General features: G+C 35.1%; 11 protein-coding genes and 1 tRNA gene. 4 read left to right on the top strand and 8 right to left on the bottom strand.

The genetic code is table 11. The features are described 5' to 3' along the window. Positions 1 to 118 precede the first annotated feature (118 nt). Positions 119 to 194, top strand: a tRNA-Lys gene (locus COU51_00755). A gap of 62 nt (positions 195 to 256) precedes the next feature. On the opposite strand, the gene COU51_00760 is transcribed toward COU51_00755, so the two are convergent. Together COU51_00760 and COU51_00765 are read right to left on the bottom strand one after the other, a co-directional pair. After that, positions 257 to 550 (bottom strand): hypothetical protein, encoded by a 294-nt coding sequence (locus tag COU51_00760; protein ID PIR67018.1) that lies wholly within the window; start codon positions 548 to 550, stop codon positions 257 to 259. After that, entirely contained in the window at positions 550 to 948 is a 399-nt protein-coding gene (locus COU51_00765; GenBank protein PIR67019.1) for a hypothetical protein, read from the bottom strand. The genes COU51_00760 and COU51_00765 overlap by 1 nt, the downstream gene beginning before the upstream one ends. A 65-nt stretch (positions 949 to 1,013) precedes the next feature. Between COU51_00765 and COU51_00770 the strand changes: the two genes are divergently transcribed. Continuing rightward, entirely contained in the window at positions 1,014 to 2,267 is a 1,254-nt protein-coding gene (locus COU51_00770) for a hypothetical protein (protein ID PIR67020.1), read from the top strand. Between the two features lie 327 nt (positions 2,268 to 2,594). On the opposite strand, the gene COU51_00775 is transcribed toward COU51_00770, so the two are convergent. The 6 genes from COU51_00775 to COU51_00800 all read right to left on the bottom strand — a co-directional run bounded on the left by COU51_00775 (position 2,595) and on the right by COU51_00800 (position 9,251). After that, entirely contained in the window at positions 2,595 to 3,923 is a 1,329-nt protein-coding gene (locus COU51_00775; GenBank protein ID PIR67021.1) for a hypothetical protein, read from the bottom strand. Continuing rightward, a complete protein-coding gene (locus COU51_00780; GenBank protein PIR67022.1) occupies positions 3,910 to 4,089 on the bottom strand; it encodes a hypothetical protein in 180 nt (59 codons plus the stop codon). Before COU51_00780 ends, COU51_00775 begins: the two co-directional genes overlap by 14 nt. Before the next feature lie 77 nt (positions 4,090 to 4,166). Further along, on the bottom strand, positions 4,167 to 5,267 hold the full coding sequence (locus COU51_00785; GenBank protein ID PIR67023.1) for a stage V sporulation protein E: 1,101 nt from the start codon (positions 5,265 to 5,267) through the stop codon (positions 4,167 to 4,169). 19 nt (positions 5,268 to 5,286) lie between these two features. Continuing rightward, positions 5,287 to 7,644, bottom strand: a complete 2,358-nt coding sequence (gene lon, locus COU51_00790; GenBank protein PIR67028.1) for an endopeptidase La — start codon at positions 7,642 to 7,644, stop codon at positions 5,287 to 5,289. A gap of 154 nt (positions 7,645 to 7,798) precedes the next feature. Next, positions 7,799 to 8,842: a phospho-N-acetylmuramoyl-pentapeptide-transferase gene (gene mraY, locus COU51_00795; protein ID PIR67024.1), complete on the bottom strand. Its 1,044-nt coding sequence runs from the start codon at positions 8,840 to 8,842 to the stop codon at positions 7,799 to 7,801. Positions 8,843 to 8,849: 7 nt separating this feature from the next. Continuing rightward, positions 8,850 to 9,251, bottom strand: a complete 402-nt coding sequence (locus COU51_00800) for a hypothetical protein (protein PIR67025.1) — start codon at positions 9,249 to 9,251, stop codon at positions 8,850 to 8,852. A gap of 124 nt (positions 9,252 to 9,375) precedes the next feature. On the opposite strand from COU51_00800, the gene COU51_00805 reads away from it, so the two are divergent. Continuing rightward, positions 9,376 to 11,097, top strand: coding sequence for a hypothetical protein (locus COU51_00805; protein ID PIR67026.1), 1,722 nt, complete (start codon positions 9,376 to 9,378; stop codon positions 11,095 to 11,097). An 18-nt stretch (positions 11,098 to 11,115) separates the two neighbouring features. Next, on the top strand, positions 11,116 to 12,282 hold a 1,167-nt coding region (locus COU51_00810; protein ID PIR67027.1), incomplete at its 3' end, for a hypothetical protein.

Genomic DNA, 12,282 nt, shown 5'->3' on the forward strand with positions numbered 1-12,282 from the left:
TATCAAAAATTTTTATCATTAACCCTAAAAAGTGTAACCCTTGAAGGTTAACTGTACCCCCTCTTGCAATTTTTTCAAAAATGTGCTATTCTTATAATCAGTTATAATAATTTATCTTGACCCGGTAGCTCAGCTGGTAGAGCAATTGCCTTTTAAGCAATGGGTCCTGGGTCCGAATCCCAGCCGGGTCACCATTCAAAGAACATCCTAAATCGGGTGTTTTTTGATATAAAAAATCCCCCGCAATACGCAGGGGTTAACTTTTAAAAACTCTGATGGTCCATCTTTTTTCCAATTGTTTCAGCTCATCTTTAGTCCTATCCTTCAGACCAATATAGTGACGAAGACGTTGCTTTGTCTTTGATATAAACTCATCACCGAGATATGTCGCCCCCTCTGAAAGTCTAGCACAACTCCGACAGCAAGCATCATAATGTTCGATTAATGCTTTTTTCTCTTTTATTAAATATCGGTTCCAAGAAACAGTTTGATGCAAAAAATAACCAATGAGTCCGAAAGTGAAAAAGGCTGTGCAAATCCATCCGAGCATCACTCCCTCCTTTTCGCTGAAAAATCAACTTCTATCAATTTTCCCAATTCGCCTGACAGAACCTTGCTTTCATCTTCATATTTATTTTGCGAAGTACCAATATCGCTTGAGACAACTTGCCTTAAATCTTTTTCTAAATATTTTGGCGGGCATATGTTCATTAGTATAAAATCCAGGTTTGACAAAGACCTCGCCCTAAATATTTTGCTGGTTTTTTTCAAAATTTTTAAAAAGAGCTTCTGGCGCGCAAAAAGCGCAATCCTGAATGTATCAATCTCAAGCAAGCTGGCTTTTGCGTTTTCTGTTTTTACTCTTAACTCCTCTACCATATCTTTAAGATTCTGCATGAGAGCTTCACAAAAAATATCAGCGTCATATTCATTAAGCCATAAAAACATTTTGCCTCCTTATATTTATTTATCAGAGAATGTGGTTCTTGTCAAGATAACTAACCTTTGTTATTATGAGGCTATTCATAAATCAAAACATCTTCCAGCCCCTCTTTAAAAAAAATATGAAATATTTTATAAAAACTTTTGGTTGCCGGGTAAACTTTACAGAATCAGACGAACTAAAACAAGAATTATCAAAAAAATTAACATATACGACATCAGAAAAAGATTCTGATATTATCATTATCCGCGCCTGTTCTGTTACCGCTAAAGCGGAACAAAAAGTGCGCCAAGAAATCCGCAAACATAAACGCGCTCAAAAAAATATTTATGTCTTAGGATGTTTTCGACAAAAAATACCAGAAGCAAATAAATACTTTGAGTCTGACAAATCTTTTCTTCGATTTATAGATAACGTTGATTACGACAAGAGACGATCGCTATGTAAACAACTCCCTGCCAAAGATATAAGTGGACTATCACCCGAATATCGTTTACCAAAAAAAGAAAATCGAACACGAGCATTTATAAAAATTCAGGATGGGTGCGATTTTGAATGTTCTTTTTGTATTACTCGCCTTTTACGAGGAAAGTCTCGATGCAAGAGCCAGTCACAAATAATAAAACAAATAAAAATAAAAGAGGCGCAAGGATTTAAAGAAATTGTTCTTACCGGAATAAATATTCTACTCTATCCAGATATCCACAACCTCATAAAAAATATATTAAAACAATCAACAATACCCAGAATTCGTTTTGGATCCATAGACCCTCGGCTTATTAATGATAGGTTTATAAAACTATTTAAAAATCCGCGCCTTATGCCTCATATGCACTTATCCCTTCAATCAGGCTCAGAAATTATTTTAAAAAGAATGACGCGTCCTATAAAAATACAAAAAATAAGAACAATCGCAAAACAACTACGAGCCATTAACCCTCTTTTTAATCTAAGCGCGGATATTATTGTTGGATTTCTAGATGAAACAGAAAAAGATTTTGAAAAAACGCTAAAATTAGCAAAAAAGTTAAAACTTTCTAAAATCCATTACTTTCCCTATTCTCCTCGTCCGGGAACATCTGCGGAAAATAAAAAAAAGCTTCCTGCCAAGCTCATAACAGCTCGCTTGCAGAAAATAAAAAAACTTGATAATGTTCTTCAGCAAGAGGCTATTGATAACTTAAAAAACAAAAAAATACAAATTCTTTTTGAGTCTTTTCAGAAGGGATTTTATATCGGCTACTCCCCAAATTTTATCCGGATAAAATACCCTTCAAAAAAAAATTTGACGAATTATTTAAAAGAAATTATAATCAGTTTATAAAAATAAAAATCATAATAATTAAGGTTGTAAGTCTTGTAACAATTATATAATTCTTGCGGGACTTGTAACAAAAATATGATGGGACAAAAATTATACGAAGAAGACGAAGAGAACGTCGAACTCTCTTTAGAAGAAATGGAGGATGATGTGGAAGATGAAGATATAGATGACCTCGATGACGCAGAGGATGATATGGACGAAGACGAGAGCTCGGATAACGATATGGACGAAGACGAAGAATTATAAAAGACACGAAATTAGCTCCCGACCAACTAACTGGGGGCCATATAACATAAACGCCCCATATGGGGCGTTTATGTTATATGGCTATTTCTTTATTGTCTGTTTTATAACCTTTAAAAAACTTTCTTGTGAATTTGGAGGAAAAATTGTTTTTATATTTTTTTCCAGTTCTATTTGTCTTTCTAAGTCTTTTAAAAGCTCTATTATCGTTGTCTCCAAATTATCTTCATTAGATAAAAGCGCAGCTTTTCTTTCTTCAAAAAAACGCGCATTCTCATTTTGCCCCACTCCTTTTAACGGTACCAAAATTGAGACTTTACCTAAAATAACAAATTCGGAAAGAGATGAAAGTCCAGCGCGCGAAACAACAATATCCGCAGCCGCTATAACTTCGGCAATATCATTATCCATCTGTTCAATTTGTTTATAGTTTAAAAAATTATCTTTATCCGCCTTACCCTTGCCCGTTATATTAATAACGGTACATATCCCCTCTTGCTTTCTTGCGAATGAAACCATTATATCATTAAGACGCAGAGAGCCAAGTCCTCCTCCCAAAACCAAAATTAATGGCAGATTTTTTGTTTTCCACTTTTTTTCCGCTTCTGCCCTATCTACTGTATAAAAAATATTTCGTACCGGATTACCTATCCAAAGCGTATTTTTTCTATTTATTTTTTTTGTTGTTATTTCGAAAGCTGTAGTTATAAAAGAAGCGAAAGGAATTGTTAATTTTCCCGCCAAACCAATATTAATATCTTCTTGATGAACAATAATGGGTATTCGCAAAATCCATCCGGCCCAAACCAATGGCACAGACACAAAACTTCCGGAAACAATTATCAGTTGTGGACGAATTATTACACAATGCCACAGAGAACTTTTTAATCCCAAAAAAACTAAAAAAGGTGTCAATAAATTTTTGATACTTAAATATTTACGTATTTTTCCGCTGGGGATACCCAAATAAGCTATTCCTCTTTTTTTGACAAACTCTTTTTCTAAACCATTACAGCTTCCAATCCAATAACAATTATAATCATCCTTTAATTTTTCCCAAATCGCCAAAAGAGGCATTACCGAGCCCAGCGTTCCTCCACCGGATAAAAATATTTTTTTATTCATATTATTTATGTGCCTACTATAACAAAAAACAGGGTAAAAATCAACCCTGCTCATTAAAATGCTTTTTACGATTTTTACAAGTCCCCTAAACTCCCAAATTCCGGCCATAACGGCAAAAATCATAATGCCTGTAGCGCAAAATTTAAAAATTCCACTTGTTTCGATGAAAAAAGAAAGAACAAATATGACTGGACTCCCTAAAATGAGATATAAAGAAGCCAGAAAATCAGGAATTAGAGCGATAAGAAAAACGTCTTCGCTATTTTTCAGGTCTTTACCTTGGCTCATCTCTCGCTCCTTTCGTTAGTTCTTCGGCCCATTTTCCCAACTCATAGCAGCATAATCCAAAAAATAAAGATAAAAGCCAAGAATCATAAGAAAAAATGAAACCGGCGACAAAAAATACAATCGTTCCCCAAAGGCTAAAACAGAGTAAAATAAACACTAATATCATCTCAAATAGCCTACGTCCACTCATTCCCTATCTCCTTTTAAAACACTATCTTAGATTATCAAAAAAATAACCAAAAGTCAAGTTTTCTCCATCCATTTAGAAATATTTGCCAAAATACCGCAACCAGCTAAAACGGTCATAAGAGATGTCCCTCCATAGCTTACAAAGGGCAAAGGAAGCCCTGTGAGAGGCATTAATGAAAGCATAGCTGCTATATTTATAAATGATTGAAAAACTATCCAGCCACAAATCCCAATTGCTAAAAATTTTCCAAAATAATCCGGCGCACCGGAAACAATTTTCATACCTCTTAAAAAAAATAATACAAGCCCAATTATAAATAAAAGACTCACTATAAAACCCAACTCTTCTCCAACAACCGCAAAAATAGAATCAGCCCATACTTCGGGTAAATATTGAAATTTTTGCCTGGAATGCATAAAACCAACGCCCAAAAACCCTCCGGATCCAATTGCTAGTAGCGCTTGAGTTATATGATATCCGATTCCCTGTGTATCAATTGATGGATTTAAAAAAATAGTGAAACGAGCCATCCTATAAGGAGCAATTTTTATAAGCGCGAAAAAACCAACTGCTAATATCCCTCCCAAGCTCACCAGATAATACCACGGTGCGCCGGCTGAAAAATAAAGTAAAAGACCAATAAAAATAATAATCGACATTGTTCCCATATCCGGCTGTAAAAGAACGAGCCCAGAAAAAATTGATAAAATAATTAGAAACTTAATAAATGTTTGACGTTCCGGAAGATGTTTTATTTTTATCCTATACTCAAGCCATGCCGATAAAAAAATAATCAGTCCTAATTTTGTTATCTCTGACGGCTGAAATGAAAAAAGACCGAAAAAATTAACCCAACTTCTTGCGGTTCCAAATTCAGCTCTCAATCCCGGAATAAATACTAAAAGCAATAAAATTATTGATCCAACTAAAAATAAATCACTATATTTTTTAAGTTGTCTATAATCAAGACGAAAAAATAATAAAAATAAAAAAATGCCGGGCAAAAGTCCGTGCAAAAGCTGACGTTTTAGATAATAGTAGCTATCACCAAACTTGATGAGTCCAGTTGGCGCCGAAGCAGAAGCAAGCATTAAAAGTCCAAAAACTAAAAAAGTACTCACCAAACCGATAAAAAAATAGTCGGGCTTATTCATACAAAAAATCGCATTACATTTATACTTTGTCTATTAGAGCATATTTTAGCACTTCTTTCATATCTCGTACAAACAATAATTTTATTCCTTTTCGAACGTGCATCGGTATATCTTCAATGTTCTTTTTATTATCCATCGGCATAATTATTGTATTCACACCTGCTCGATGAGCCGCTAATATTTTTTCCTTTATTCCTCCTATTTCCATAACTCTGCCCCGCAAGCTAACTTCTCCTGTCATTCCAATCCCACCTTTTACTGGCTTATTTATCATTATGGAAGCTATCGCCGTCGCCATAGCAATACCTGCGGACGGACCATCTTTTGGTATAGCACCAGCTGGCACATGAATATGCACATCTTCTGTTTTTGTATTGTGACCGGTAATTTGTCTAACATAGGAAAAGGCAGTTTGTGCCGATTCTTTCATTACTTTGCCAAGATGACCTGTTAATATTAATTTGCCTGTTCCTGGCATTCTATTTACTTCTATCTGAATTATATCTCCACCAGCCGGTGTCCAAGCCAGACCATTCACGACACCCACTTCATTATCTTTTTCTGCCAAAGAAAGTTCAAATTTTGCCGGGCCAAGATATTTTTGTAAAGTCTTTTCATCTATCTTTATGGCTTTTGAACCTCTTGAATCAACTATTTGTTTCGCAACTTTACGCATTGTATTTGCTATCTGACGTTCCAAATTTCTTACCCCGGCTTCGAATGTGTATTGTCTAATAATTTTTTTAAGAGCATCGTCCGTCATCTTCCATTGTCCTATTTTTAATCCATTTGCTTTCAATTGTTTTGGAATTAAAAATTTCTTGGTAATATTATTTTTTTCTTCTTCAACATATCCGGGGAATTCTATAATTTCCATCCTATCGCGAAGTGCAGGAGGAATTGTATCTAAAACATTGGCAGTTGTTATGAACATTACATCCGACAAATCAAAAGGAACTTCTAGATAGTGGTCCGAAAAAGCGTCATTCTGTTCCGGGTCAAGCGCCTCCAAAAGAGCAGCTGCAGGATCCCCACGAAAATCATTTCCCACTTTATCTATTTCGTCAAGCATAAAAACGGGGTTATTGGTTCCGGCTGTATTTATTCCTTGTATAATCCTACCCGGAAGCGCGCCAATATATGTTCGCCTATGCCCACGAATTTCCGCTTCATCACGAATTCCACCCAAAGAAATACGTATAAATTTTCTACCTAGTGCCCGAGCGATTGATTTTCCCAAAGATGTCTTACCTGTTCCCGGAGGCCCTGAAAAACAAAGTATCGGACCCTTAATTTTTCCAACCAATTTCTGCACGGATAAATACTCCAAAATTCTTTCTTTCGCTTTTTCTAGACCAAAATGATCCTCGTCTAAGATCTTTTTTGCGCCGGCAACATCAATTTTACTTTCACTTTTTTTACCCCATGGCAAACCGACTAACCAATCAAGATAAGTCCGAGTAAAACTAACTTCCGGGGAAAAAGACGGCATTCTTTCTAAGCGCGCCAATTCTTTCATTGATTTTTCTTCAATTTCTTTTGGCATTCCTGCTTCTTTGAGCTGCTTTTTCAGCGACTCTAATTCACTTACTCCGCCAGCTATTCCCAATTCTTTTTCTATTGACTTCATTTGTTCACGTAGGTACATTTCACGCTCCATTTTACCTATTTCTTTACCTGTTTCACTCTGAATTTTTCTCGCCATACGTAAAACTTTTTTTTGTCTGCCTAATGCTTCATTTAATAAGCTTAACTTTTCAACTGCGCTGTTTGCTTCCAAAATCGCCTGTTTTTCTGCTGTTTTAAAATCCAAATTAACAGCAATTAAATTAGATAACTGCCAAGGATCAGTTAAATTTGTTACTATAAGCAAAATATTAAAAGGAACACTGGCTCCAAGATTTATACATTCTTTAAACTGATTAACTGTGCTGTAAATCAGGGCTTCTATTTTCTCACTTTTCTCTTCTCGCTGTTCAGACAATCGCTCAATTTTTATTTTTAAAAAAGGGATCTCGGTCAAAAAATCAGTAATTCTAATTCTTTCTAGCCCTTGAATCAAAATACGCGCAGTCCCATCAGGTTGCTTCATTACTTCCATAATTTTTGCGGCAACACCCGTTCTATAAATATCGTCCTTTTTTACATCATCTACTTTTCCTTTTTTAATTGTGCAAAAAGCTATAACTTTATCGGTTTTCATTGCCGCATCAAGCGCTTTTACACTTCGGGCATCACCAATTGAAATCGGAAGGGTAAGGTCTGGAAATAATACGGCATCAGAAATAACAATAAGCGGAAGCTCTGCCCGAATTATTGGTTTTTTGGATTCTGAAGCTTCTTTTTTATTAGTAAGATTAGCCAGTTTGTTTAACATAAAAATTATAGAAATTGAAATTTGAAACGTGAAATAAAAATTTTTCACGTCAAATAACGTGCGTTACTATTTTTTTTATTATACATCAATATTAATATAAAAACAAAAACCCGCTCATACGGGATTATAAAATATCTGCTCTAAATTATAAGTTCTATTTGTCTATTAGAAATAAAATAAGCCCCAGTAAAGTTGTGACAGCAGAAATAATCCAAAAACGCATTACAATCTTAGGCTCAGACCAACCAATCGCTTCAAAATGATGATGAATTGGTGCAGCTTTAAAAATCTTTTTTCCATGTCGTAATTTTTTGGAAATAACCTGGACTATTACAGAAAATGACTCCAACATAAACACAAAGCCAATAAGAGGTAAAAGAAAAACGGTATTCGTAAGCATAGCTATCACGCCCAGAGTAACGCCTAACGACATGGCACCAGTATCCCCCATAAAAAATCGAGCTGGATTTATATTAAACCATAAAAATGCTAATAACGCACCGGCAATAACTACGCAAAAACTCGCTAAATCGGTCTTCCCTTGAACAAAAGCAATGGCCGCATAAGCTGTAAAAGCAGCAAGTAATGTTCCTCCGGCAAGACCATCTAATCCGTCTGTTTCGTTTACAGAAAAACTAGTGGCAACGATTATAAAAATAAAAAGAGGTATATACCATGGACCAATATTAAAATTTCCGATAAAAGGTACGTGTATTAAGTCCCATTCCAATTTGGAGTAAAACCACCAGGCGCCAACCATAGCAATTGCCATATAAATCAAAAGTCGATGACGCATTGCCAGTCCACCGCCATGAGGACCAATTCGTTTTACATTAAACCAATCATCAACCAATCCAACAATGGCGGAGGCAACCAAAACACCTAGGGGTAAAAAAGTTTGCGGACGACTCAAAAAATCCAAATATCCAAAAGATTCCCATCCGAATAATTTATAACCATATCTCAAAGCAAGAGCTAAAATTAGAACCGTGAGCCAAACTAAAATACCACCCATCGTTGGAGTGCCTGACTTGCTCTTATGAAGTCTGGAAACAGTCGGCGCCGACTTACTATCGCGTATTTGTTTTCCTAATTTAAATCTATATAAAAAACGCGTTAAAGCTGGTGTCATTAAAAAGGCGATCGCAAAAGATAATGTTGCGAGTGTAAAAATTTTTGTTATTATCAATACATCCATATTATATTTAAGACGCGCTCCAGTTAATATAAATAATTATTACCACGGACGCAGAGAGGGCAAGTAAAAATATTGTGGCCGATGCGCTCAGAAGATAAGACAATAATTTATTTTTGAAATAAAAGACATTGGATAAAATAAAATTTAATAAAAATACTATTGTCGCGATACTGGTAAAAATAAAAAAATTCTCAGGTCCGCCCAGCCAATCAACTCCCAAGTAAATTGAATAATGGAGAGAAAGAAAGACTGTTTCTTTTATTGAAAAAAGTGCCCAAATAATCGCTCCCCAAATAGCCAGTACCAAAGTAAAAGAAATAAAAAAATTACAAACTAAAAATTTGTCATGCCAACTCCTCGGGTTAAAAAAAAGATTGCCTATTTTGCCTTCTTTTTTAAGAACTATCATATTACTACCTATAATATAACACTCTTTTTCATATTTGGCAAAGTAGATGGTATAATGTAATTATAATTTAATCAAAAATATATATAAAAAATAATTGAACATTTTGCGTTCTAAATTTAATTTTATGTTATACACTTCCCGTCTTAGAGAGCTACTGCTTCGCAAAAAAATAATTAGCAAACAAAATATTGAACTTCATCTAAAAGCTGCACAAAAAGAAGGCATCTCTTTGGAGGCATATCTTTTAAAACATAAAATTTTAACAGAAGAAAAACTATATTCTGCTGTGGCGAGTTATTTTAAGTTGCCTTTTATAAAGCTTAAGGATCTGGCGGTTAGAAAGGATATTTTGTTTTTGGTGCCGGAAGTAATTGCAAATACTCATAAGATTGTTGCTTTTGATAAAAAAGAAAATGTTATAAAGCTTGCCATCACCAATCCTGACGATATTCAAACCATGGAATTTATCGCGAAAAAAACAGGGCTTCAACCAGAACTGTCTATCGCTCTTCCTACCGAAATCAATGAATATCTAAAACAATATCGCCTTTCCTTAAAAGCAGAGTTCCAAGAAATAACAACCAGGCCAAAAAGAATAGAAGATAAAAAGAAATTACAAGAGTTGGCGGAAAATTTACCCATTGTCCGTATTGTTGATAGTCTGCTGGAGCATGCAATTTTTGAAGGCGCGTCAGATATTCACATAGAACCACTTGAAAAAGAAGTTGTCATCAGATACAGAGTTGATGGTATTTTAAGAAAAGTTATGAGCTTGCCAAAAACTGTTCATCCGGGTATTATTGCAAGAATAAAAATTCTTTCTAACTTAAAATTAGATGAACATCGGCTCCCGCAAGACGGTCGGTTTAAAATAGAAACAAAAGAATATAAAATTTCCTTCCGCGTATCTATGATGCCAATATTTGACGGCGAAAAAGTAGTAATGCGTCTTTTAAATGAAAGCGCTAAACCACTCTCATTAGAAGATCTTGGGCTTTTAACAAAACCTCTTGCAATAGTTCGGAGAAATATTAAACGTCCGCATGGAATTATTCTCGTTACAGGACCGACCGGTTCAGGAAAAACTACTACTCTCTATTCCATTATGCATCTCTTAAATAAGCCCGAGGTAAATATTTCTACTTTTGAAGACCCTGTTGAATATAGAATGCCTGGAATAAATCAATCACAAGTAAATCCAAAAATAGACTTTACTTTTGCTAAGGGTTTACGCGCTCTTCTACGTCAGGACCCTGACATAATAATGGTAGGCGAAATTCGTGATCCAGAAACTGCGGAAATAGCGACCAACGCGGCCATGACTGGTCACCTAGTTCTTTCAACACTCCACACCAATGATGCCGCAACAACACTCCCCCGTATTGGCGATATGGGTATACCTCCATTTCTAATTTCTTTTACCGCTAACATGATAATAGCCCAACGATTAGTAAGAAAAATCTGCAAAGAATGTAAAGAAAAACATAAGCTTGAAAAGGAAGAAATTGCACAGGCAGAAGCTCTTTTTAATACAAAAGACATCTTTAGCTCACTCTTAAAACAGAAATATCTGAAGGCTGGTTATAATCTAAAAAATATTAGCTTTTATCGCGGAGCCGGATGCCAGAAATGCGGAAATACCGGCTACAAAGGAAGAATAGGTATTTATGAAGTCCTAGAAATAACTCCTACGATGAAAGAGCTTATAAATAAAAAAGCGGACGCATTGCAAATTGCAAAAACAGCAAAAGAGCTTGGTATGATTACTTTAGTAATGGACGGGTTTATCAAGGCAATTAAAGGAGAAACATCTTTGGAAGAAATTATCAGAGTAACTAAAGAATAAATTAATTTTAAATTTCGTATGGCACAAAAGTCCAAACAAGCAACAGTCAAATCAACAATAAATCCCCCTATGGAGCAAGAGGCTGAATTAGAATTAGATTCATCTAATCTGACTAAAACTGAGCCAAGCGTACCAAAAAATACCGAACCTCAACCAATTGTAAAAAAAATGTTAGCGAAAAAAGAAAATGAACCGATAAAAAAAAGTGACATCGCATCTATATGGAAAAAAATTACCAGCATCGGTACGGTTCCACTTTCGGAAAAAATGTTTTTTGCAGAAAATTTTAGGGTTATGGTCAAGGCCGGACTTTCTATTTCAGAAGCAATAGAAACGTTGGCTATGCAAACAAAAAATAAAAAGTTTAAAGAAGTACTGTTAAAAATAGAAGACGGCGTAGTAAAAGGAAATCCATTGGCCTCGATGCTCCAAAAATTTCCAAAAATCTTTCCTGCTTATTTTATAAATATGATAGCTGTCGGAGAAAAATCCGGAAGGCTGGAAGAAAACTTGGAGCAACTCGCTATTCAAATGAAAAAAGATCATGACATCAGAAGCAAAGTTCGCGGAGCAATGATCTATCCGTCCGTTATTATTGCAGCCACAACCGGCATCACGGTCTTAATGTTTGTTTATGTCATACCCAACGTTCTCTCTATTTTTGAAGAATTAACACTTGAGCTTCCGCTATCAACCCGCATCTTGATTGCAGTTTCAAAATTTTTTACTAACAATGGAATTTTTGCAGCAATCGGGATAGCTATATTAATAGCCGGATTAGTCGCAATTGCAAAAACAAAAAAAGGTAAACATTTTTTTCATAATATCATTCTACATTTATGGATTATAGGACCTATTGCAAAAAAAGTTAATTTGGCAAGATTTTCAAGAACGCTTAGCTCGCTTTTAAAAACAGACATCCCGGTAATTGAAAGTTTTAAAATAACCGCTACGGTTTTATCAAACTCATATTATAAAGAAGCTTGTATCGAAGCATCAGAAAAACTAGCAAAGGGTGAACAAATAAACCAGGCTCTAAAATTATATCCATTTCTTTTTCCGCCACTGGTAAGTCAAATGGTAAGTGTTGGCGAAAAATCAGGAACTACCGAAGTTCTTCTTGGAGAATTGGCAGAATTCTACGAGTCTCAGGTTACTGAGGTTACAAAAAATCTTTCTTCAATC

This window comes from Parcubacteria group bacterium CG10_big_fil_rev_8_21_14_0_10_36_14 (genome assembly GCA_002772895.1).
In the GTDB taxonomy this organism is placed as follows: domain Bacteria; phylum Patescibacteriota; class Patescibacteriia.

Bases quoted from the DNA above. Each gene is read 5' to 3' on its own strand.
- COU51_00765 (PIR67019.1), bottom strand. From the start codon at position 948: ATGTTTTTATGGCTTAATGAATATGACGCTGATATTTTTTGTGAAGCT.
- COU51_00785 (PIR67023.1), bottom strand. From the start codon at position 5,267: ATGAATAAGCCCGACTATTTTTTTATCGGTTTGGTGAGTACTTTTTTA.
- lon (PIR67028.1), bottom strand. From the start codon at position 7,644: ATGTTAAACAAACTGGCTAATCTTACTAATAAAAAAGAAGCTTCAGAA.
- COU51_00780 (PIR67022.1), bottom strand. From the start codon at position 4,089: ATGATATTAGTGTTTATTTTACTCTGTTTTAGCCTTTGGGGAACGATT.
- mraY (PIR67024.1), bottom strand. From the start codon at position 8,842: ATGGATGTATTGATAATAACAAAAATTTTTACACTCGCAACATTATCT.
- COU51_00775 (PIR67021.1), bottom strand. From the start codon at position 3,923: ATGAGCCAAGGTAAAGACCTGAAAAATAGCGAAGACGTTTTTCTTATC.
- COU51_00805 (PIR67026.1), top strand. From the start codon at position 9,376: ATGTTATACACTTCCCGTCTTAGAGAGCTACTGCTTCGCAAAAAAATA.
- COU51_00770 (PIR67020.1), top strand. From the start codon at position 1,014: ATGAGGCTATTCATAAATCAAAACATCTTCCAGCCCCTCTTTAAAAAA.
- COU51_00800 (PIR67025.1), bottom strand. From the start codon at position 9,251: ATGATAGTTCTTAAAAAAGAAGGCAAAATAGGCAATCTTTTTTTTAAC.
- COU51_00760 (PIR67018.1), bottom strand. From the start codon at position 550: ATGCTCGGATGGATTTGCACAGCCTTTTTCACTTTCGGACTCATTGGT.